This is a genomic window from Zunongwangia mangrovi (assembly GCF_900112105.1).
GTDB lineage: Bacteria > Bacteroidota > Bacteroidia > Flavobacteriales > Flavobacteriaceae > Zunongwangia > Zunongwangia mangrovi.
Genome location: NZ_FOKV01000001.1, coordinates 530,052 through 552,741 on the forward strand (window position 1 = coordinate 530,052; position 22,690 = coordinate 552,741).

Annotated in this window: 17 protein-coding genes; 9 read left to right on the top strand and 8 right to left on the bottom strand. The window is 35.7% G+C overall.

Annotation, left to right across the window (positions count from 1 at the left end; genetic code table 11):
* Positions 1-4: 4 nt before the first annotated feature.
* Entirely contained in the window at positions 5-3,067 is a 3,063-nt protein-coding gene (locus tag BM201_RS02410; RefSeq protein WP_092539793.1) for a SusC/RagA family TonB-linked outer membrane protein, read from the bottom strand.
* A gap of 260 nt (positions 3,068-3,327) precedes the next feature.
* On the opposite strand from BM201_RS02410, the gene BM201_RS02415 reads away from it, so the two are divergent.
* Positions 3,328-4,083, top strand: coding sequence for a DeoR/GlpR family DNA-binding transcription regulator (locus BM201_RS02415; RefSeq protein WP_092539794.1), 756 nt, complete (start codon positions 3,328-3,330; stop codon positions 4,081-4,083).
* Between the two features lie 119 nt (positions 4,084-4,202).
* Here BM201_RS02415 and murQ read toward each other — a convergent pair whose 3' ends face one another.
* The 3 genes from murQ to BM201_RS02430 form a co-directional block, all read right to left on the bottom strand.
* Complete coding sequence (gene murQ / locus BM201_RS02420; protein WP_092539795.1) at positions 4,203-5,018, bottom strand: N-acetylmuramic acid 6-phosphate etherase; 816 nt, start codon at positions 5,016-5,018, stop codon at positions 4,203-4,205.
* A 29-nt stretch (positions 5,019-5,047) separates the two neighbouring features.
* On the bottom strand, positions 5,048-6,589 hold the full coding sequence (locus BM201_RS02425) for a beta-N-acetylhexosaminidase (RefSeq protein WP_092539796.1): 1,542 nt from the start codon (positions 6,587-6,589) through the stop codon (positions 5,048-5,050).
* 69 nt (positions 6,590-6,658) lie between these two features.
* The gene (locus BM201_RS02430; RefSeq protein ID WP_092539797.1) at positions 6,659-7,918 is read right to left on the bottom strand and encodes a sugar MFS transporter; all 1,260 of its coding nucleotides are present in this window, start codon (positions 7,916-7,918) and stop codon (positions 6,659-6,661) included.
* Between the two features lie 454 nt (positions 7,919-8,372).
* On the opposite strand from BM201_RS02430, the gene lepA reads away from it, so the two are divergent.
* Positions 8,373-10,169 (top strand): translation elongation factor 4, encoded by a 1,797-nt coding sequence (gene lepA, locus BM201_RS02435; protein WP_092539798.1) that lies wholly within the window; start codon positions 8,373-8,375, stop codon positions 10,167-10,169.
* A gap of 81 nt (positions 10,170-10,250) precedes the next feature.
* Here lepA and BM201_RS02440 read toward each other — a convergent pair whose 3' ends face one another.
* On the bottom strand, positions 10,251-10,760 hold the full coding sequence (locus BM201_RS02440) for a lipocalin family protein (RefSeq protein WP_175486958.1): 510 nt from the start codon (positions 10,758-10,760) through the stop codon (positions 10,251-10,253).
* Between the two features lie 207 nt (positions 10,761-10,967).
* Here BM201_RS02440 and BM201_RS02445 point away from each other — a divergent pair, with 207 nt between their 5' ends.
* On the top strand, positions 10,968-11,726 hold the full coding sequence (locus BM201_RS02445; RefSeq protein WP_092539800.1) for a YebC/PmpR family DNA-binding transcriptional regulator: 759 nt from the start codon (positions 10,968-10,970) through the stop codon (positions 11,724-11,726).
* 92 nt (positions 11,727-11,818) lie between these two features.
* Here BM201_RS02445 and BM201_RS02450 read toward each other — a convergent pair whose 3' ends face one another.
* Positions 11,819-13,696: a cation:proton antiporter gene (locus tag BM201_RS02450; protein WP_092539801.1), complete on the bottom strand. Its 1,878-nt coding sequence runs from the start codon at positions 13,694-13,696 to the stop codon at positions 11,819-11,821.
* A gap of 170 nt (positions 13,697-13,866) precedes the next feature.
* On the opposite strand from BM201_RS02450, the gene BM201_RS02455 reads away from it, so the two are divergent.
* The 6 genes from BM201_RS02455 (at position 13,867) to BM201_RS02480 (ending at position 21,666) form a co-directional block, all read left to right on the top strand.
* Positions 13,867-14,730, top strand: coding sequence for an MBL fold metallo-hydrolase (locus BM201_RS02455; RefSeq protein ID WP_092539802.1), 864 nt, complete (start codon positions 13,867-13,869; stop codon positions 14,728-14,730).
* A gap of 1 nt (position 14,731) precedes the next feature.
* The gene (locus tag BM201_RS02460; protein ID WP_175486992.1) at positions 14,732-16,411 is read left to right on the top strand and encodes a S8 family peptidase; all 1,680 of its coding nucleotides are present in this window, start codon (positions 14,732-14,734) and stop codon (positions 16,409-16,411) included.
* Between the two features lie 12 nt (positions 16,412-16,423).
* Positions 16,424-18,295, top strand: coding sequence for a M1 family metallopeptidase (locus BM201_RS02465; protein ID WP_092539803.1), 1,872 nt, complete (start codon positions 16,424-16,426; stop codon positions 18,293-18,295).
* Between the two features lie 165 nt (positions 18,296-18,460).
* Positions 18,461-19,450: a 2-hydroxyacid dehydrogenase gene (locus BM201_RS02470; RefSeq protein WP_092539804.1), complete on the top strand. Its 990-nt coding sequence runs from the start codon at positions 18,461-18,463 to the stop codon at positions 19,448-19,450.
* Positions 19,451-19,487: 37 nt separating this feature from the next.
* Positions 19,488-19,895, top strand: a complete 408-nt coding sequence (rnpA, locus tag BM201_RS02475; RefSeq protein ID WP_084842000.1) for a ribonuclease P protein component — start codon at positions 19,488-19,490, stop codon at positions 19,893-19,895.
* Between the two features lie 133 nt (positions 19,896-20,028).
* Entirely contained in the window at positions 20,029-21,666 is a 1,638-nt protein-coding gene (locus tag BM201_RS02480; protein WP_092540592.1) for a S41 family peptidase, read from the top strand.
* A 3-nt stretch (positions 21,667-21,669) separates the two neighbouring features.
* Here the strand turns inward: BM201_RS02480 and BM201_RS02485 are convergent, their stop codons facing one another.
* Positions 21,670-22,107 (bottom strand): GNAT family N-acetyltransferase, encoded by a 438-nt coding sequence (locus BM201_RS02485; protein ID WP_092539805.1) that lies wholly within the window; start codon positions 22,105-22,107, stop codon positions 21,670-21,672.
* A gap of 69 nt (positions 22,108-22,176) precedes the next feature.
* Positions 22,177-22,611: an RpiB/LacA/LacB family sugar-phosphate isomerase gene (locus tag BM201_RS02490; RefSeq protein WP_084841997.1), complete on the bottom strand. Its 435-nt coding sequence runs from the start codon at positions 22,609-22,611 to the stop codon at positions 22,177-22,179.
* Between the last annotated feature and the right edge of the window lie 79 nt (positions 22,612-22,690).

A 22,690-nucleotide genomic window follows, 5' to 3' on the forward strand; every position in this document is an offset into this window, starting at 1 on the left:
ATTCTTAAAATTTAAATCGTAATCCTACATCAAATCCTCTTGTGTTTGGTGTACCCAAATTATCAATACCCATAGATCCTGCTCCCTGTATACCGGCACCATACGTATTAACTTCTGGATCTACTCCAGAATACTCTGTTATAGTAAATAGGTTTCTTCCCGTTACAGAAAGCTGAGCTGAAACTACATTAAATTTATCCAGAAAATCTGAAGGTAAATCATATGAAAACGTTACATATCTTAATCTTGCATATGAAGCATCTTCTATAAAATTTTCTGCATTTTGAGAATAATATTGCTGAAAATATTGCTGATCTGTAACCTCTACCGTATTTGGATTTCCATTTGCAGTTACACCTTCAACTACTCTCGTTCCTCCTGTAGATCTCCCCAAAGTTTCTTCAGCTAAACCATAATAGGCTAGAGCAGATTTTGTAGCATTATAAGCCTCCTGTCCTTGTACAATATCCAGAAGGAATGTAAAATTAAAGTTTTTGTAAGACAGTGTATTTGTTATTCCCAAAGTCCAATCAGGTAATCTATTTACATCATCGTAGATTACTGTTTCTAATTCTGGTAATCCATCTGCACCAATTATAAATTCTCCTGCATCGTTTCTAACCGCCTGATAACCTCGAAGTCCAAATAGAGAACCTCCAAGTATAGCAGCACCAGCAGCAGTATTACCAAATGTCCATGAATCTGATAAATATACTTCGTCTAACTGCCCAGGCAATTCGATAACATCACTTTGATTCACTCCCAAATTATAGGTCATATCCCATTGAAAATCACTTTCCCTAGGAAATAACTTAGCTGTTAATAAGGCTTCTATACCTTTATTCTCAATGGAACCTCCATTTAAAGTCGCATAGAAAGTTCCTGCCGATGGTGGAACCCTAATATCCTCCAAAATTTGATTTTCAGACTTACTATAATAAAAACTCATATCGAGTCCTAATCTGTTTTCAAAAAATCGGGAGTCAAATCCAAATTCATAACTGTTCGTAAATTCAGGTTCTAACTCTGGATTACCAATATCGACCCCGTTATAAGTATAGGCAGAACTTGCAAGTGAGTTAATATTTGTTCCAAGAAAGCTCTCTAAAGCACCAATTGGAGCATCTTTACCTACTTTTGCCCAAGTAGCTCTTAATTTTAAATAGGTTAATCCATTATCTGAAGTAATATCATTACCTCCCTGGCTCAATAAATCTGTTAGAACTGCAGATGAACCTATCGAAGGATAAAAGAATGAACGATCTTCTTGTGGTAAAGTTGAGCTCCAGTCGTTTCTACCGGTAAAGTTTAAAAATAAAGCATCTTTCCATCCAAATTTTACTTCTCCAAAAACCCCAACGGCCCTTCTTCTTCTAATAATTTCTGTTATTGATTGATTTTCCTGAGAAACATTACCAATACTATAAATTCCTGGTGCCTGAAAACCATCTCCATAAGTATACACTGTATGAACTTTTAAGTCTTCTACCATATTACCTACTAAAGCATCTACAGCAAAATCCTCTGTAATATCTTTATTATAGCTAATAATTAAATTCGACGTAGTTCTTCTATTTTCTCTTTCAAACTGACTTATATAACCTTCTGATCTGTTTTCGATTAGTGAACCAGTACCAATAACCTGTTTACTAAATTCCCTAAAATAATCTGTTCCCAGCTTATAGGAAATATTAAAATCATTTAGGAAATCATAGCTTACATTCACAATTCCCAGTAATCGATTTACTTTATTTTCATTAGGACTATTTTCTAAACTCCAGTATGGATTATCAAAAGTCTGATCATTATAAAACATTCTTTGAGAGCCATCGTCATTATAGTAATCCTGAATATCAATATTTACAGGATAGGACAATAAACTACTATAACTACTACCACTGGCATTTCCTTGTCTGGTACTTCCTATTTCACTTACAATATAATTTGCAGATGCACCTACAGTTAGTTTATCATTTACTTGAGAACTGGTATTAATCTTGAAAGAAGTTTTATCATAACTTGTTCCGTCAATTACACCATCTTGAGAAAGATCACCAATAGATAAATACATTGTTCCTTTTTCTGTACCTCCAGAATAGCTCACATTATGATTTTGTGTAACCGCGGTTTGATAAAAATCGCTGATATGATCATAGGTTTGTGCCCCCGAAACTTCTGGTCCCCAACTAAACGGAGATTGAGTTTCATAACTAAATCCATCTGTACTCAATATTTGTGTTCCCTGTCCATAATTTTGCTGTACGTCTGGAGTGCCTAAAACTTCGTCTACAGAAAATGTTCCTGAGTAAGAAACCGTGCTACTACCGGCCTTTCCTTTTTTAGTTGTAATAATAACAGCTCCTTCTGCAGCCTGAATACCATAAAGAGCAGCCGCTGCAGGTCCTTTTAGAACAGATATATTTTCTATATCCTCAGGATTTAAATCGGCAGCGCGGTTAATGCTGGCTACAGTCAAACTAGATCCAGTAGAGTTATCAATAGGAATACCATCTACTACGAATAATGGCTGGTTGTCCCCGGTAATAGATGTACCTCCACGAATTAGGATCACTGAAGAAGAACCAGGAGCTCCACCAGAATTTCCTATAGTTACCCCAGAGACTTTACCTTGCAGACCACTTACCACGTTTTGCTGATTTCCTTCTAAAACTTCTTCTGAAGTTACTTCTTGTACAGAATAACCTAGAGCTTTTTTCTCTCGCTCTATACCAAAAGATGTAACAACAACCTCGTTTAAACTTTCTGTATCAACGGCCATGGTAATATTAAAAGCAGACTGATCTTCTACTTGTACCTCCTGAGTAGTAAAACCTATGGAAGAAAATACTAGAATTGCACCTTCAGCATTTGGAATGCTTAAACTGAATTTACCGTCAAAGTCGGTTACTGTACCTATATTCGAATTTTTTACCCGAACATTCACTCCAGGAAGCGGAATTTGATCTTCATCCACAACTGTTCCTGAAATGTCTCTCTCCTGTGCCCAAATCTGTATTGAAAACAATAAGAATAGCAACAAGACTGGTCGCTTGAATTGTCTTTTCATAGTAGTTCGTTAACAATTAGTTATAAAACAAACTTATTATTTAAATTTTCTAAAAGCAATAAAAAGTAGCATTTATTAAAAAATAATGCAATATTTAAAGTTAAATAATATATTTATTGCGATAAAAAGCAGCATTTTACCATGTTTCAATAAAAATTATTTTTTAATAAATCATCTATATTTTAACGTATTGTATAGTTTTTATCGATATTTAGCCTTGATATAAACTATGCAAATATCAAATTGTAATTATTCCTACAATGAAAAAAAAAGAACGACACGAGATTATTTTAAACGAAGTTCATTTACATAACAGAGTACTGCTAAGCGACTTAACTAATATTCTTAATGTCTCTATGGATACTGTAAGAAGAGATCTTGTAGAATTGGATAAAGAAAAACAATTAAAAAAGGTTCACGGCGGCGCGGTATCTAATGGTTTCAATATACACTCTGATCAAAATCGAGAGATCTATGAGTATGAAAATAAGTCAGTCATCGCTAAAAAAGGCATTTCCCTTTTAAATCATGGTGATGTTGTGCTTATAACGGGTGGGTCTACAAATTTAGAACTGGCAAAATTATTACCAAAAAAGATGAATCTTACCTTTTTTACGCCCAGCCTACCTATGGCGGTAGAATTGCTTAATAATTCATCTATGCTAAGCGAAGTACACTTAATTGGCGGAAAACTCTCTAAAGGATCTCAATTAGCTACCGGTGGAAGTTCTATTAATACTTTAGCTGAAATTACTGCAGATATTTGCTTTCTAGGAACCGGTTATATGGATTTAGAAAAAGGAATTACTGAAATTGATTGGGAAATTGCTCAGATGAAGAAAGCAATGGTCAATTCTTCAAAAAAGATCGTTTCCCTAAGTATTTCTAAAAAATTGAATACCATAAACCGCTATAAGATCTGTGATCTTACGCAAGTAGACACCATGGTAACCGAATTAGACCCTTCAGATAAAAGCCTTGAAAAATATCAAAAAGCAGGTCTAAAATTGCTCTAAACTATAAGCCGATATTCGATATTATTTGAGCTCTTTTTTATAATTGATAACTCCTTGAGGGAAAAACCAAGAGCGTTAATTTGAAGATTATTCCTTATTTAAAGTAAGACAAGAAATTTTTAATCTCGATTATCGAGTAAGACATTTCTAACGCTACCATGTTTCAGTAAAAGCTCTTTAGCTTCAGCTTCTGGTACATTAAGCTCGTCCATGATCATTTGCGTACCGCGACCAACCAGCTTTTTGTTAGAAAGCTGCATATCTACCATTCGGTTGCCTTTAACTTTCCCCAATTTGATCATCACGCTGGTAGAAATCATATTCAGCACCATCTTTTGAGCAGTACCAGCTTTCATTCTTGTACTACCGGTCACAAATTCTGGTCCTGTAACTACTTCAACAGGAAATTCTGCTGCTTCACCTAATGGGCTGCCACTGCTACAGGCTACACATCCTGTTGATATTCCCTGTTTTCTAGCCTCATTTATTCCGCCGATAACATAAGGAGTTGTGCCCGAAGCTGCAATACCAACAAGTGTATCATTTACTGAAATTTGATACTTCTGAAGATCTTTCCAGGCTTGTAAAGTATCATCTTCGGCATTTTCAACCGCATTTCTAAGAGCAGTATCACCACCAGCAATTAAACCAATAACTATATCTGGAGTTACGCCAAATGTTGGTGGACATTCTGAAGCATCTAAAACTCCCAATCTACCACTGGTACCGGCACCAATGTAAAATAACCGACCTCCTTTTTGCATATTTTCAACAATTACATCTACCAGCTTTTCTATAGCAGGAAGCTGCTTTTGTACATTTTCAGCAATTGTTTGATCTTCTTTATTGATGTTCGACAGCAAATCTGCCGTGCTCATCTTTTCAAGATCGTTATATTTTGACTGCTTTTCGGTATCGGGTTGTTTACTCTCCATCAGATAATATTAGCTCTCGCAATTTCCGATTATTTTTCTACTGTAGAAAATACTCCTTTAATTTTTGTTGCATTCCACTGCACATCTGGGGTATTGTAAAAGTTAATTCCGAGGTAATCCAGGCGTTTCCCATGAGTTCCTAAACGCTTGGTAAATTCAGAATAATCTTTCTTTTTCGGTGAAGACCAGCCAACTTCGGCAACAGCGATACTTCTTGGCCAAAGACGGTCGTCTGCAGTTGCATCGCTATGTACAAGCTCTGTCCAAACCGCAGCTTCGACACCTATAGCATTCTCATTTTCAGAAACAAAATCGTAAACGTTCTTTAAGGAAACTCCGTCTTTTTTACACCAGCTATAGGTATTTGGCTGATTTGGAATATTCCCGTGATCTAAATAAAAATTTTTACAAATAGATTCGATAATCCTAGTATCTACAACACTTTTGGTGGTACCCGTCCAACGCTGACTAATAAACGAATCGTCTACTTTTGCCTGGGTAACTTCTTCCCAACCAATAGCAGTTTTGCCGTTTTCGCGAACAATTTTTTCAGCTTTTACTACAAATTCTTTGTAATGCTCATCTTCGATCTCGTCACCGCCAATATGTAAATAAGGACCATCGGTAATTTCAGCAAGCTCGGCAATTACATCACTAATAAAATCGTAAACCACGGGTTTTTCCATACAAAATTTACTCCATCCCACATTGGTTCCATGAAATGGTTCTGGTGGTGTTGCACGTTTTGGCTCCAAATTCTCGAAATTATCACAGCTTAATTCTGGATATCCCTGCAGGGCCGCATAGGTATGACCCGGCATATCGACTTCAGGAATAATTATTACATTACGCTCTTTTGCATAGGCCTGTAATTCTTTAAATTCAGCCTGAGTTAGATAACCGGCACGCCCATTCTCTACAGCAGACTGCCCTCCTATCTCGGTTAATTTTGGCCATTTTTTGATCTCAATTCTCCAACCCTGGTCGTCGCTTAAATGAATATGAAAACGATTCAATTTATAAAGCGCCATACGATCTACATGCTTTTTTAGATAATCCAGATCGAAAAAACTTCTGGCAACATCGATCATGCTTCCACGCCATTCGTAAAAAGGTTTATCTGTAATGCTAACCGCTGGAATACCAAATTCTGAAGTGATTTTACCATTTTCCACTTCAGCTGGAAACAATTGGCGAAGCGTTATTATTCCGTAGAAAAGTCCGGCATTAGTAGCGGCTTCAATTTTAATTTTTTCTGAAGTTACCTTAAGCTGATAACCTTCATTTCCTAAAGAAGAAGAAAGATTTTTATCGATTTTCAATGAAACGATAGCTTCCTTTTCTGAAGCTTTTTCAAGCTCACTTCCTGCAGTATTCAATAGTGCTTTTAGCCATTTTAAACTTTTTTCAGCTTCAGCATCTGCATAAAAAGTTAGCCTAGATGAAAACTGAAATTCGCTATTTTTCCATTCAATTTTGGAAGGCTTGGGAATTATAGCCGGTTTATCCTGTGCTAAAACACCTAAAAAGATGAATACTGAAAAGAAAACAGAAAAGAAAGAACGTTTCATATTTATATTTTTAATCCCCCATTGAGTGTTTAATTCCCCGAGGTTTGATTCATTAAATCCAAGATGTGCTTATCTAATCTTATGTCCCTTAACGGCAAAGAAAAGAATGTATAAATAACACGGAATCACTACCCAATATGCCTGCTGAAGCCCAAAGCTATCTGCTAAAGAACCATAAGCCAAAGGAACGATCGCACCACCGGCAATAGCCATGATCAAGAATGAAGAAGCTATTTTAGTGAATCTTCCAAGACCGTCTAAAGCTAAAGGCCAGATTGCAGGAAAAACAACCGCATTTGCTAAACCAAGCATCGATATACAAAGTACGGAAACAAAACCTTCAGTAAAAATAGCCGCTAAACCTAAGATAATACCTAAGATTCCTGAAATTTGTAATGCTTTTGCCTGACTAATATATTTTGGAATAGTAACAGTCCCGATCAAATAACCAACGATCATTGCCGCTAGTGTATAGGATGTAAATTGTAAAGCCGCTTCAGAAGCAATTCCCTGCCCATCTTTTGCATAGGTAATTACTGTATCACCGGCAATAACCTCTACACCAACGTAAAGAAACATCGCTAAAGTTCCTAAAAGTAAATTAGGAAATTGGAAAACACTGGTTTTATTTTTATTAGCTTCTGCTAAACTTTCATCTTCTTTGTCAGTTTCAATTTCTGGTAAAGAAGAAAAATAAATTAAAACCGCTAAACCTACAAGAACGATCGCCATTACGATATAAGGCATCTCAACTCGTGAAGAAAGCAAATCTAATTCGGCTTCACGCTCGGCTCCGGTTAAGGTGCTAAGTTTCGCTTCCACCTGATCCATATTTTTAAGTAATATGGCTCCAATCGTTAAAGGTGCTAAAATACCTGCAACCTTATTACAAATACCCATAATACTAATACGCTTCGCAGCACTTTCTATTGGGCCTAAAACGGTGATATATGGATTTGCAGCAGATTGTAATAAAGCTAAACCTGTTCCCTGAACAAACAATCCTGTTAAAAATAAAGCATAAGTTCTTGATGCTGCAGCCGGGATGAATATTAAAGCACCAACTGCCATCACAACTAATCCAAGCCCCATTCCTTTTTTGAAACCTGTTTTTTCTAAAACTTTAGCTGAAGGAATTGCCATCACAAAATAAGAGATGTAAGATGCAAATGCTACAAAGAACGACTGGAAGTTATTAAGATCGTTCGCTGTTTTTAAATAAGGGATTAAAACTGAGTTTAACCAGGTTACAAATCCAAAGATGAAAAATAAAACACCTATAATGATTATAGATTTACTGGTTCCTGAAGTTTTCGAGTTATCGCTCATAATATTTATTTACTCGTGTTTTAAATTAGCATTTTAAAAAAGCTTAAATTCAAATCATTAAAATTTTCTAAAAAGACTTTCTACAAAAAAAAGAAACTTTTTTATAAAACTTAAACACTTTATTAACTTTTTTTATAATTAAAAAGAACATAATCTAAATTTTTATTTAGAATTATCTATAATTTCGAGCCAAAACTTGAATTTTTAAAGAGCCATTTAAAGTTTACATCAGGTATTTGAAATAAACTATATTTGCAGCCCAAAAATTTTATAACTATACTGTCAAATATTATAATATTTTGATTGATTTTTGATCATAAAATTTGGGTTCGCTTTAAAATGATGGTTTTACAAATTACAAGCTATCCTATTTAAAACGAATTATTTAAAAGATATTGAGGGAAAACCTCAGCTACATCCAAGTTTGGATATAATTTAAAATGTTCACAATTGCATGAAACACATTCGTAACTTTTGTATCATCGCCCATATCGATCACGGTAAAAGTACGTTGGCAGACCGCCTTTTAGATTTTACAGGATCGGTAACAGAGAGAGAAAAGCAAGCACAGCTTTTGGATAGTATGGATTTGGAGCGGGAGCGTGGTATCACTATTAAAAGTCATGCAATCCAAATGGATTACATTCATGAAGGTGAACAATACGTTTTAAATCTTATCGATACCCCGGGACACGTAGACTTTTCTTACGAAGTTTCTAGATCTATTGCTGCCTGTGAAGGCGCTTTATTGGTGGTAGATGCCGCACAAAGTATCCAGGCACAAACGATTTCTAACCTTTATCTGGCTTTAGAAAATGACCTGGAGATCATTCCGGTTTTAAATAAAGTTGATCTTCCCAGTGCCAATCCAGAAGAAGTTACAGACGATATTGTAGATCTTTTAGGTTGCGATCGTGAAGAGGTGATTCCTGCCAGTGCAAAAACAGGTATCGGGATCGAAGAAATATTACATGCTATTATTACCAGAATTCCTGCACCAAGTGGTAAAGTTGATGCTCCTTTAAGAGCCTTAATCTTTGATTCGGTTTACAATCCATTCCGCGGCGTAGAGACTTTCTTTAGAGTAATAAATGGTAGCATAAAAAAGAATCAACACATAAAATTCGTTGCTACAGGCAAAGATTATTCAGCAGATGAAGTTGGTACTTTAAAATTAATTCAGCATCCAAAACAGGAGATCAAAACTGGCGATGTTGGATATCTAATTACCGGAATAAAAGATGCCCGTGAAGTAAAAGTTGGGGATACCATTACCGATGCTAAAAATCCTACGACAGAGGCCGTTGCCGGTTTCGAAGATGTAAAACCAATGGTATTTGCGGGAATTTATCCTGTAGATACAGAAGATTACGAAGAGCTTAGAGCATCGATGGAGAAACTTCAGCTTAATGATGCTTCCTTAGTATTCACTCCAGAGAGTTCTGCAGCTTTAGGATTTGGTTTTAGATGTGGATTCTTAGGAATGCTTCACCTGGAAATTATTCAGGAACGATTAGAGCGTGAATTCGATATGACGGTAATTACTACCGTACCTAACGTTTCTTATTTTGCTTATACCAATAAGGAGCCAGATGAGATGATTTTGGTAAACAATCCATCAGATCTACCAGAACCATCAACCTTAAATAGAGTAGAAGAACCGTTTATTAAAGCTACAATTATTACCAAAGCCGATTATGTTGGGCCAGTAATGTCGCTTTGTATTGAGAAACGAGGAGAAATTACAAATCAAACTTATTTAACTACAGAGCGTGTAGAACTTTCGTTCGATATGCCTTTAGCAGAAATTGTTTTCGATTTTTATGATCGCCTAAAAACAGTTTCCAGAGGTTATGCATCTTTCGATTATTCACCAATAGGAATGCGTGCTTCTAAACTGGTAAAAGTAGATGTACTTCTTAACGCCAATAAAGTAGATGCACTATCAGCTTTATTACACCAGGACAATGCTTACGATATTGGTAAGAAAATGTGTGAAAAACTGAAAGAACTTATCCCAAGACAGCAGTTTGATATTCCTATTCAGGCGGCGATCGGGGCTAAGATCATTTCCAGAGAAACTGTAAAAGCCCTTAGGAAAGACGTTACCGCAAAATGTTATGGTGGAGATATCTCTCGTAAAAGAAAGCTATTAGAGAAGCAGAAAAAGGGTAAAAAACGTATGCGCCAAGTAGGAAACGTAGAAATTCCTCAGGAAGCGTTTATGGCCGTTTTAAAACTAAACGATTAATAACAGTTATAAACTGATTTTATATAAAAACCCTCATAGCTTAAAAACTATGAGGGTTTTTATTTTTTACTTGTTTTATGCTTATTGCTTCTGAAGTGTGATCTCCATTACATCTACATTTGCAGTACCTTCCATTCCGCCGGTTAAGGCTGCACTTCCTGAAGCGTTAAGGATCATTCTATTAGAACTCAGTTCTATGATTTCAACCTCATGTTCTTCAGATTGTGTTTCCAAATATAGTTTGTCATCAACTATCGAGTAATTACCCGATACCGATGAATATGGTACAGCTTCTTCACTAGTGTACTCCTGGCCGTTCATGATCATGGTGAACTCGACTGTATAAGCTCCAGAAGATGTAAATGTACCGTCCTCTTTAAAATCGAAGATATAATCATCAAAACTCACGGACTGGCCTATAAATTGGTAATCCAAATTGCCATAATTCATATCACCTTCGTAATAAACGTTAGAAACTTCCCAGGTTCCATTAATTTCGTTAGAAATTTCAGAATCATTGTCGTCATCACTACCGCAAGAGCCCAATAGAAAACATACCAACAACATTGGTATTAAAAATAACTTCTTCATTTTTTGATTGATTAAGAGTGAATTTTCATCTACAATATAACCAATTGGTAGCATTAAAATCTGCCTCAGAATAAAATAGGGTATAAATCCCCCTTATTTCTTATTGATTTCTCAATTTCTTAAATTTGTGAAAATTGCTTCATTTTTGACCAAAATCGACTTAAATTGAACCAAAACTGATTAAAAAACGCGAAAAAGGAGAATAAAATGGCTGGACATAGTAAATGGGCGAATATAAAACACCGCAAAGGAGCGCAGGATAAAAAACGTGCAAAGCAATTTACCCGAGCAATTAAAGAAATTAGTGTTGCTGTAAAAGAAGGTGGCGGTGCAGATCCTGAAGCTAACCCAAGTTTACGTAATGCAATAAGCAATGCAAAAGGGGTAAACATGCCCAAAGACACCATAGATCGAGCTGTTAAAAAAGCAAGTGGGGCAGATGCCGATAACTACGAAACAGTAAGTTTTGAAGGTTATGGACCTAACGGAATCGCAATCTTTGTTGAATGCACCACAGATAATACCAATAGAACCGTAGCTTCTGTGAGATCCATTTTCACTAAAAATGGCGGAAGTTTAGGTACCAATGGTTCGTTAGAATTTTTATTCGATAAAAAAGGAGTTTTTGTTCTTGAAAAAGAAAAAATTGAAATGAATCTTGAGGAATTTGAACTCGAACTTATAGAAGGTGGTGCCACCAAAATCGAAAAAGAAGATGATCTAATAACAGTTTATACCGATTTTAATGATTTTGGACTGATGTCTTCTAAGCTTGAAGAATTAGAGATCGAAACAAAATCTTCTGAAGTACAACGAATTCCTTTAAATACCTTGGAACTGCCGGTGGAGGACGCTAAAAAGATCTTAAACCTCATCGAAAAGTTTGAAGATGATGATGACGTTCAAAACGTATATCATAACCTTGAAATTACAGACGATCTTATCGACGCTATGGATGAAGATTAAATCCCATTAAAAAATATAAACCATAAATGCCCAATTTTAATATTTAAAATTGGGCATTTTTATCACAATTTATGGCTTAGTCTATTATTTTACTAATCATCATCGGTTTTGGTTTTCGTATCTTCTTCGTCGCCAGTATTCGAGTTATCTTCAACTTCCATCTGTTTTCCTAGATAAACAAGTTTAAAGCCTTCTTCGATTTCTACTTCTTTACTATTAGACGGAATGATACTAAGATTTCCTTCAGTATTTTTTACAAACAGCGGAATAATATCAGAATCGGTTTTAGAAATTTCAATTAATCCTTCGTAATGCTCTTTAGAATTTAAAGTAACCTCGTGTACTTGCGAGTACTTGCGGGCAAGATTCGTAAGTTTTACGTAATCATCTGTTTGAGAGAACAATCCTTCTTTTGGATTATTTTCTGGATCCTGCATTTCTTCAGGAGAAACCACTCTAAAAGATCCATTTTCACCAAAATGCTTTCTAAACTTTTCTATGGCATTTTTATTAATCTCACTGTTACTGGTCATGGCCATCAAATAACCTATATCATTAAGCTCGATATTATTAATAAGATCTTCAGAATATACATTTTCTTCGATCGCATCTAATCCCATGCTTTTCGCTTTTCTAACATTCATCCCATTGTTATCTACTAAAACAACATGACGACCATTTTCTTCCATGTATTTACCAATGATCCTTGAGAAAGATGAAGCTCCAATAATTAAAATTCCTTCAGAATCTTTCAAAAATACGCCTACGAGCTGAGCAAATAAACGTGCCGTCGTAGCATTTAATAGTACTGTCCCCAATACGATCATAAACACCAAAGGCGTAATATATTCGGCTCCTTCTACACCTTGATTTGCTAATTCTATACCAAATAGCGAAGCAATACCTGCAGCTACGATACCTCGAGGACCAACCCAGCTTATAAATAACTTTTCGTTGAATTTAAGCGAAGAATTAATACTACTTATAAAAACACCCAGCGGTCTTACTACGAAAACGATCACTGCAAATAACCAAATCGCTTTACTTGTAAATACCAAGTAAAGATCTTCCATATTAATATTTGCAGCCAGCAGTATAAATAAGATCGAAATTAAAAGAACACTTAAAGATTCCTTGAAATAAAGCAGCTCTTTTAAATTTGGTAAATCTATATTTCCCATCACCATTCCCATCACAACCACGGCTAGAAGTCCGCTTTCGTGTGCAAATTGATCAGACAATACAAAAACACCAAGTACTGCGGCCAGTGTAAGTACGTTTAATAAATAATGCGGAATGATATTTTTCTTGATACTGTAGGCGAGGGCATGGGCAAAAGTAAATCCAAAAGTGAATCCAAAAAGCACGATCTTACCAAATTCTAACAATACGGTTGAAGTATATTCTTTTCCTTTCCCGGCACTTATAAACTCAAAAACCAGTACAGCAACCAAAGCACCAATAGGATCGATTAAGATTCCTTCCCATTTTAAGATCGTTGAAATATCCTTTTTAAGCGGAATATTTCTAAGAATAGGTGTAATTACCGTAGGCCCGGTAACAATGATTAGCGAGGCAAATAAAAACGAAATTTGCCAGCTGAGATCAAAAATATAATGTGCAGCAATACCGGCACCAATAAAAGTGATAATTACAGCGACTGTTATAAGCTTCACAATCACGAAACCCACATTTAAGATTTCACCTTTTTTAAGCGTTAAACCACCTTCAAAAAGAATGATCCCTATGGCGAGAGAGACAAAATAAAATAAACTTTCGCCCGGGAATAATCCAGATTCGCCATTCCAGATAGGTTCTATAAGCTTACTTCCATCCTCTGTAAATATGGTCGCAATTGGTCCCACACAAAGACCAATCAATATCAACGGAAGGATTGCAGGAATTTTAAACTTCCACGCCACCCATTGTGCCAATATTCCTAAAATTACTATACCTGCTAATTCTAACATTAATCTTTTCGGTTTGATTTAAATGCTAAAAATATTAAAAATAGTTTAGTTTGCTCCTAAGCTCGTCTTAAACTCGATTTATTTCTAATCTCATGTTAAATCAGGCTAATAAACTGCTTTTGAGAATTTGATTTAATAATTTGCGATATATTGTGAAAATTTGATTTTTTATGAAATTATATCCTATCGAAGCAGGAAATTTTAAACTGGACGGCGGTGCTATGTTTGGCGTTGTTCCTAAAAGTATCTGGCAAAAGACCAATCCTGCAGATAGCAATAACATGATCGATATTGGCGCCAGAAGCCTTTTGATCGAAGATGGAAATAAACTAATTCTTATCGATACAGGACTTGGGGATAAGCAAAGCGACAAATTCTTTAGTTATTATTATCAGTGGGGTGATGATTCTCTAGATAGATCTTTACAAAAAAACGGATTTCATCGCGACGACATTACCGATGTTTTTACTACACATCTTCATTTTGATCACTGCGGTGGCTGCGTGCAATGGAATAAAGATCGCACCGGTTACGAAACCGTATTTAAAAACGCTAAATACTGGAGTAATAAAGATCACTGGGACTGGGCCACAAAACCTAATGCACGCGAAAAAGCATCATTTTTAAAAGAAAATATCTTACCAATAGAAGAAAGTGGGCAACTTCATTTTGTAGATCGAAAAGACAAAGAAAATTTCACCAAAATACCAGATCTTGGCTTTGGCGTGCTCTTTGTAGATGGACATACCGACAAACAAATGATACCACACCTGGAGTATAAAGGGAAAAAACTGGTTTTTATGGCAGATCTTTTGCCAACCGCGGGTCATATTCCTTTACCCTATGTGATGGGATACGACACCAGGCCTTTACTTACTTTACCTGAAAAGCAAAGCTTTTTAGATAAAGCAGCAGATGAAGAAATCTATTTGTTTATGCAACATGACGCTCACAACGAAGTTATAACCGTAAAACACACTGAAAAAGGTGTGAGACATGATCAAACATACACGTTTAATGAATTATTTAACTAAAATGAAAATTCCATTTTATAAACCATTACTGGCTGCTACCTCAGCAGCCATTCTTGCGTCTTGTGGGAGTAGTGCTCCTGCAATAGTTTCAACCCCAATCGCTAATATCGATACCATTCCGCTTAAGGTTACTGCACTTACAGATGCTCAGTTTAAAAACTGGCCAGAAGCAGATCTTATTTATGATACCATCCCTGGAATGAGTGTAGATAGAGCTTATTCAGAAATAATTAAAGATCAAAAAGGTAAAAAAGTTATTGTTGGAGTGATCGATAGTGGTACAGACATCGAGCACGAAGATCTTAAAAACGTGCTTTGGACCAACGAAGACGAAATTCCCGGGAACGGAATTGATGATGATAACAATGGCTACATCGACGATGTTCACGGTTGGAACTTTTTAGGCGATGCTGTAGATGAAAACCTGGAATATGTTCGAATTTATAGAGAATTAAAACCTAAATATGAAGGAAAATCTGCAAGTACAGTTAGTGCTGCAAATCGGGAAGAATTCATTTTATATAAAGAAGCTGAAGAAGAATATCGTAAAGAACTAAACGAAACTCAGCAAAATGTTTCTCAATATGAGCAAATAAAATCGCAATTGGTAGCAGCGCATCAGGCGGTTTCTTCTCAATTAGGGAAAGAAGATTATACTATGGAAGAATTAAGAGCCATGCAGGCTACTGCGCAACCTTTAAGCCAGTATAAAGCCATGTTGCTTCAGATTCAGCAAAATGTGAACGAAAATATTCCAAAAGCGATTGAAGAACTGGATGGAGCAATTGATTATTATAAAGAAATGCTCGAAATCAATTTGAATTTAGAGCTTGATGGAAGAGCCATCGTTGGTGACGATCCAGATGATCTTAGCGATCGTGATTACGGAAATAATAACGTAATGGGACCTGAAGCTGATAAGGAAAATATTAAACATGGTACGCACGTATCTGGGATTATCGCTGCACAACGAAATAACGGTATTGGAATGGACGGTGTTGCCCAAAATGTAGAGATCATGACCGTTAGAGCTGTCCCTAATGGCGATGAGTACGATAAAGACATTGCTCTTGCTATTAGATATGCCGTAGATAATGGTGCTAAAGTAATAAATACCAGTTTTGGAAAATATTTCTCTACGCATCCAGAATGGGTAAGAGAAGCCGTTAAATATGCAGCAGAGAATGATGTTTTGATCGTAAATGCAGCAGGTAACGAAAGTTTGAATCTAGATGAAAAAATGGTGTATCCTAACGATCAAACACCAGAAAATTCTGTAGAAATTAGCGATAACTTCTTAACGGTTGGTGCTTTAAATTACGATTATGGTTCTAAACTGGTAGCCGATTTTTCTAACTACGGAAAGAAAAATGTTGATGTTTTTGCTCCCGGAAATAAAATTTGGTCTACCACACCAAATAATGAATACGAATATTTACAGGGAACATCTATGGCTTCACCGGCGGTTGCGGGTGTAGCGGCTATGATTAGATCTTATTTTCCTAAATTAACCGCTCCACAGGTTAAAAAGATCATTATGGATAGTGGTTTACCGGTTCAGGCGAATGTAATTGTTGGCGGTGATCGATTAAACACAAAGGAATTTAGTGAACTTTCTACCTCTGGAAAGATTGCTAATTTATATAATGCATTAATTTTAGCCTCAAAAGTTTCTAAATAATAACCCAAATTTATGAAAAAACTAATTTTTAGTCTGGCTCTATTGGCCACTGCATTTTCGCAGGCTCAAAATAATACCAGTTACTGGCAACAGCATGTAGACTACGATATGGACGTAGATATGAATGTTGAAAATTACCAATATACCGGTACACAGGAGTTGGTTTATACCAATAATTCTCCAGATACTTTAACCAAAGTATATTATCATATGTTCTTTAACGCTTTCCAACCAGGAAGCGAAATGGATACTCGTTTACAGGATATTCAGGATCCAGATGGGAGAATGGTAAACAACAAAGGAGATCGTCAAAATCCAGATTACGAAAGTAGAATTGCCAAACTTAATGAAGACGAAATTGGTTATTTAAGAGCCACTTCTTTAACTCAGAATGGTAAGAAAGTAGAGATGGAAGACGAAGAAACGATTCTTATCGTTCATCTTGCTGAACCAATTTTACCTGGAAAATCTACTACTTTTAAAATGGAATTTGAAGGCCAGGTGCCTGTTCAGATTAGAAGATCTGGTAGAAATAACGCCGATGGTGTTGCACTTTCTATGACACAATGGTATCCTAAATTAGCCGAATATGATTTTGAAGGCTGGCATGCAGATCCTTATATCGCCAGAGAGTTTCATGGCGTTTGGGGAGATTTTGATGTAACCATTAATATCGACAAAGATTATATTATTGGTGGTACAGGAGTTTTACAAAACCCTGAAGAAATTGGTTATGGTTACGAAGAAGAAGGAACTAAAGTAAAGCGTAAAGGCAAAAAACTAGCCTGGAATTTTAAAGCTGAAAAAGTTCACGATTTTGCCTGGGCTGCAGATCCAGAATATATCCACGACAAATTGGAAACTGAAAGCGGAGTAACACTTCACTTTTTATATAAGGACGACCCAAAAGTTACTGATGCATGGCAAAGAATTCAGCCAGAAACTGCAAAACTACTAGCTTTCTTTAACGAGCATATTGGTCCTTATCCATGGCCACAATATTCAATTATTCAAGGTGGTGACGGTGGTATGGAGTATGCCATGTGTACCTTAATTACCGGTGGCGAAAGCTACAATAGTTTATTAGGAACTACCGCACATGAGTTTGCACATTCTTGGTTTCAGCAATTATTAGGAACAAACGAATCTCAGCATCCGTGGATGGACGAAGGTTTTACTACTTATATTTCTGGATTAGCACAAAAAACGATCAAGGGAACTTCAGGAAATCCAACCGCTGGATCGTACAGAGGTTACAACTATATTGCAACTTCTGGTATGGAGCAACCACAAACTACGCATGGTGATCGTTACGATATCAATACTGCATATTCTATTGCTGCATACAGTAAAGGAGCGGTTTTCTTATCGCAACTTGGTTATGTTATTGGTCAGGATAATTTAGCTGAAACTTTAAATCGTTATTATGATGAATGGAAATTTAAACATCCAACACCAAACGATTTTATAAGAATTGCTGAAAAAGTTTCTGGAGCCGAATTACACTGGTATCTAACAGATTGGACCGAAACTACCAATCAAATTGATTATGCTATTAATAGCGTTGAAGATGCAGAAAACGGAACCAAAATTACCTTAGAAAGAAAAGCTTTAATGCCAATGCCTGTTGAAGTTACAGTAACTTTAAACGATGGTAGTAAAAAATTATACTATATGCCATTGCGCATGATGCGTTGGGAAAAACCAGCTGAAGGAGATGTAGAGCGTATTTTAAAAGAAGACTGGCCGTGGGCATTTCCTACTTACGAGTTGGAAATCGATGCTGCAAAAGCAGATATAAAATCGATCGAAATTGACGAATCTCAGCTTATGGCAGATGTAAACCGTAACAATAATACTTACGGACAGGTAGACTCAGAATAAGAATATTTCTTATCTAGAATAGAAAGTCCGGCAAATGCCGGACTTTTTTGTTTTAAAAAGCTTCCATAATCAAGAACTACAGGAAATTAAACCTTTAATGATAGATTAAATTTTATTTAGTCGATCTATTTTATATTTTTAGAATACCAATCCAACCTCAAGAATATGAAATTAGCGTTTTTTAGCACCAAATCTTATGATAAAGAATTCTTTGATCCTTATCACAAACAGGAAATAGATCTTAAATATTTTGAAGTTAGATTATACAAAGACACTGCAGATCTTACCAAAGGTTACGATGGTGTTTGCGTTTTTGTCCACGATGATCTGGATGAAGAAACTTTAGCGATTTTAGCTGAAAACAAGGTTAAATTTGTGGTACTGCGCTGTGCCGGTTTTAATAATGTAAACCTTGCTGCAGCGGCAAAATATGGTATAAAAGTATATCGTGTACCGGCATATTCTCCAGAAGCCGTAGCAGAACATGCCGTTGCGCTTATTCTTACTTTAAATAGAAAAACACACAAAGCATATAATCGTATTAGAGAAGGAAATTTTTCTTTAGAGCGTTTACGCGGATTCAACCTTCACGGGAAAACCATAGGGGTAATTGGGACCGGTAAAATAGGAAGTATTTTTGCGAAAAATATGACAGGTTTTGGCTGTAAGATTATCGCTTACGACAAGTTTGAAAATAAAGAGATCATAGCGCAAGGCGGTACTTATGTTTCTTTTGAAAAATTACTAGAACAATCTGATATTATTTCTTTACACTGCCCGCTAAATCCAGAAACCAAGCACATCATCAACAAAGAAAGCTTTAAATTAATGAAAGATGGTATGATGTTAATTAACACCAGCCGTGGCCCATTAATTAACACCGTAGATACTATCGAAGCACTTAAATCTGGTAAATTAGGTTACTTAGGTATCGATGTTTACGAGCAGGAAGAACAATTGTTTTTTAAAGATCTTTCTGAAAGTGTGATCAAAGACGATATTATCGCTCGGTTAATTTCCTTCCCAAACGTTCTTATTACCGCACACCAGGGATTTTTAACCAAAGAAGCATTACAGCAAATTGCTGAGGTCACCATACAGAACATCAAAGATTTTAAAGCCGAAAAAGAAACTAATAATCAGCTTAAGGTTTAGTTTGTAATTATCCATTTACAATACCTATTTTTGGGGCATGGAAGAAGGCTTCAAAAAACATGAAAAATTAAAGAGTAAAATTCTTATCGATAAGCTTTTTGCTGAAGGTATTTCGATAAAGAATTATCCGCTTAGATTGGTCTATATTCCTATCACTTCCCAGGATTCTGTGACAGTTTCAGCTAAAAATCGATATTTTAAGACTGGATTTTCTGTTCCGAAGAAATTTATTAAAACCGCTGTACAACGCAATCGCATCAAAAGACTGATGCGAGAATCTTTCAGAAAAAATAAGTATATTGTTATGACCGGGGCAAAACAGCAATATGCATTGATGTTTATCTATCTTTCCCGCGAAGACATTTCTCAAATAAAGATGGAGCAGCTAATGCTTAACTTACTGGAACGCTTAAAACAAAAGGAAAAAATAAGCGTTTTAAAATAGTAAACTACCTGAGGGCAAAAGCCTGAGGCATTTTTTTAAAAAATCGTCTTTATATCGAGGTAAGCCTAAGAGCATTTAATCTCGATTATCGAGTAAGATGAAGTTGGTATTCATCCTTAAATTATTAATGAAGATGAAAAAAAATCTCTATAAAAAAACACTAATCTTAGCTGCAAGCGGAGTGGTGTTATTCACAAGTTTTGGTTTTAAATCTGATTTCTTTGAGATCGCTAAACAAATTGAAATTTTTACCACGCTTTTTAAAGAGATCAACATGAATTATGTTGATGAAACCAGCCCGGCAGATCTTATGGATACCGCGATAAAATCAATGTTAACAGATCTGGATCCTTATACTAATTTTTGGAGCGAGCAGGATGTACAAAGCTCCAGAATTAATATGGAAGGAGAATATACTGGCATTGGTGCAGCTTTAAAACCAGATGATGATATCCTGTTAATAACTGAAGTTTATAAAGATTACCCAGCAGATATAGCCGGATTAAAACCTGGCGATAAGATCACTAAAATTGGGGATACCAAAGTTTCAGATTTTACTGAAGGTGCACAAACTTTATTAAACGGTTCTTTAAATTCTGAAGTTAATATCACTTACCAAAGACAGGGAAAAACGCAACAAACCAGCATTAAAAGAAGTTCAGTTGAATTAAAAGCGGTGCCGTTTTACAGTCTTTTAGAAGATAATAGTGGCTATGTGGTTTTAAGTAGATTTAATCAAAAAGCTTACGAAGAAACCAGTAGAGCGGTTAAGGATCTTAAAAGCCAGGGTGCAGATAAGATCATTCTTGATCTTAGAGGAAATCCCGGTGGTTTATTAAGCGAAGCGATAAATGTGAGCAATATTTTTCTTGATAAAGGAGAACTTATTACCAGCACCAAATCTGTGATCGAGAAATATAACAAAGAATATTATACGCAAAAAGAACCAATAGATACTAAAATTCCGTTAGTGGTTTTAGTGAATGGGCAAAGTGCTTCGGCTAGTGAGATCGTATCAGGAGCTATTCAGGATCTGGATAGAGGAGTAGTGGTTGGTGCACGTACTTTTGGAAAAGGATTGGTACAACGCCCAAAAGAGATCGCTTACGGTACGCAACTTAAAATTACCATTTCTCGCTATTATACACCAAGCGGACGCTGTATACAGGCTTTAGATTACCGCAAACGAGATGAAAATGGCGAAGCTGTTCGTACAAAGGTGGAAGATTATAATGCTTTTAAAACCAAAAACGGAAGAACAGTTTACGATGGCGGTGGAATTTTACCAGATGTTCGCTTAGAATCTTCAGAATATAGTAGTATTACCAGAGCGCTTTTGGAGAAAAATGCGATTTTTAATTATGCCACCAATTACTATTATCAACATAATGTTGAAGATCCCGTAACTTACGAGTTTAGCGATGCAGATTTTAATGATTTTAAAGCCTATTTAAAAACATCAGATTTCAACTATAAAACCGATACTGAACAGGAGTTAGAGGAATTGTTGATAACTGCACAATCTGAAGGTTTTCAGCAAGATATACTTGATAGTTATAAACAAATAAGTACTGAGATCGATAAAAGTAAGGCTGAAGATCTAGATAACAAGAAAGAAGAAATTAAATCGGTTTTACAAGACCAGATCATTAAACATTATTTTTACCAGGAAGGTTTATATCAAAATCATGTAGCTAATGGCGAAGAAATAAAAAAAGCCAAGGAAGTTTTAAACAACCCTGGCCAGTATGCTAAGATTCTACAAAATTAAGCACTATTTTACCATGGCTATGTGTGGGATGCCGTCTTCAAGGTATCCTTCACCAATACTGGTAAAACCATGACTTTCATAGAACTTAATTAAATATTGTTGTGCAGAAAGTTTAATATTTTCAGTACCAAAATGATCTTTAATGGCTTCTATAGAAGCTTTCATGATCTGGTGACCATAACCATATTTTCGTTGGTTGTCTTTAACCACGACACGACCAATAGCAGATTCTTCAAAATAAAATCCTTTATCAAAACAACGTGTGTAGGCTACAATTTCACCATTTACTTCACCTATAATATGTAAAGCTTTATCGTCTTTGCCATCGATATCCTGATATACACAATCTTGTTCTACCACAAAAACTTCAGATCGCAATTGTAATATTTGATATAACTCACTCAAGCTAAGCTCGTTGAATTTCTTAATACTAATGTTCATTATTAGGCTTTAAAAAATGAATCCCGATTTTATATAAAATCGGGATATATTATTTTGCTTGATCGTTAATTACTGGCAGGGAATCTTATCAATCCTTGTTTGGTGTCTACCACCTTCAAATTCAGTATTTAAAAAAATCTTTACCATATCTACGGCCTGTTGTGTAGAAACAAAACGTGCAGGGATACTTAAAATGTTAGCATCGTTATGTTCTCTTGATAATTTTGTGATCTCTCCCGTCCAACATAATGCACAACGTATTTTTTGATGTTTGTTGGCCGTCATGCTGGCGCCATTACCACTACCGCAAATGATAATTCCAAAATCTGCTTCTCCGTTTTCAACATCTTCTGCTACGGGATGAACAAAATCGGCATAATCTACACTATCATCTGTATTTGTACCATAATTTTTTACTTCGATACCGGCTTCTTTTTCTAGATACAGTTGTATTAGATTCTTATACTGCGTCCCGGCGTGGTCATTACCAATGGAGATTTTCATAATTCTGGTTTTATTAACTACTTACAAAGGTATAAAAAGTGCTTATTAACCTAAGAATATTGCATTGTTAATTACTTTT

Bases quoted from the DNA above. Each gene is read 5' to 3' on its own strand.
- BM201_RS02410 (WP_092539793.1), bottom strand. From the start codon at position 3,067: ATGAAAAGACAATTCAAGCGACCAGTCTTGTTGCTATTCTTATTGTTT.
- BM201_RS02415 (WP_092539794.1), top strand. From the start codon at position 3,328: ATGAAAAAAAAAGAACGACACGAGATTATTTTAAACGAAGTTCATTTA.
- murQ (WP_092539795.1), bottom strand. From the start codon at position 5,018: ATGGAGAGTAAACAACCCGATACCGAAAAGCAGTCAAAATATAACGAT.
- BM201_RS02425 (WP_092539796.1), bottom strand. From the start codon at position 6,589: ATGAAACGTTCTTTCTTTTCTGTTTTCTTTTCAGTATTCATCTTTTTA.
- BM201_RS02430 (WP_092539797.1), bottom strand. From the start codon at position 7,918: ATGAGCGATAACTCGAAAACTTCAGGAACCAGTAAATCTATAATCATT.
- lepA (WP_092539798.1), top strand. From the start codon at position 8,373: ATGAAACACATTCGTAACTTTTGTATCATCGCCCATATCGATCACGGT.
- BM201_RS02440 (WP_175486958.1), bottom strand. From the start codon at position 10,760: ATGAAGAAGTTATTTTTAATACCAATGTTGTTGGTATGTTTTCTATTG.
- BM201_RS02445 (WP_092539800.1), top strand. From the start codon at position 10,968: ATGGCTGGACATAGTAAATGGGCGAATATAAAACACCGCAAAGGAGCG.
- BM201_RS02450 (WP_092539801.1), bottom strand. From the start codon at position 13,696: ATGTTAGAATTAGCAGGTATAGTAATTTTAGGAATATTGGCACAATGG.
- BM201_RS02455 (WP_092539802.1), top strand. From the start codon at position 13,867: ATGAAATTATATCCTATCGAAGCAGGAAATTTTAAACTGGACGGCGGT.
- BM201_RS02460 (WP_175486992.1), top strand. From the start codon at position 14,732: ATGAAAATTCCATTTTATAAACCATTACTGGCTGCTACCTCAGCAGCC.
- BM201_RS02465 (WP_092539803.1), top strand. From the start codon at position 16,424: ATGAAAAAACTAATTTTTAGTCTGGCTCTATTGGCCACTGCATTTTCG.
- BM201_RS02470 (WP_092539804.1), top strand. From the start codon at position 18,461: ATGAAATTAGCGTTTTTTAGCACCAAATCTTATGATAAAGAATTCTTT.
- rnpA (WP_084842000.1), top strand. From the start codon at position 19,488: ATGGAAGAAGGCTTCAAAAAACATGAAAAATTAAAGAGTAAAATTCTT.
- BM201_RS02480 (WP_092540592.1), top strand. From the start codon at position 20,029: ATGAAAAAAAATCTCTATAAAAAAACACTAATCTTAGCTGCAAGCGGA.
- BM201_RS02485 (WP_092539805.1), bottom strand. From the start codon at position 22,107: ATGAACATTAGTATTAAGAAATTCAACGAGCTTAGCTTGAGTGAGTTA.
- BM201_RS02490 (WP_084841997.1), bottom strand. From the start codon at position 22,611: ATGAAAATCTCCATTGGTAATGACCACGCCGGGACGCAGTATAAGAAT.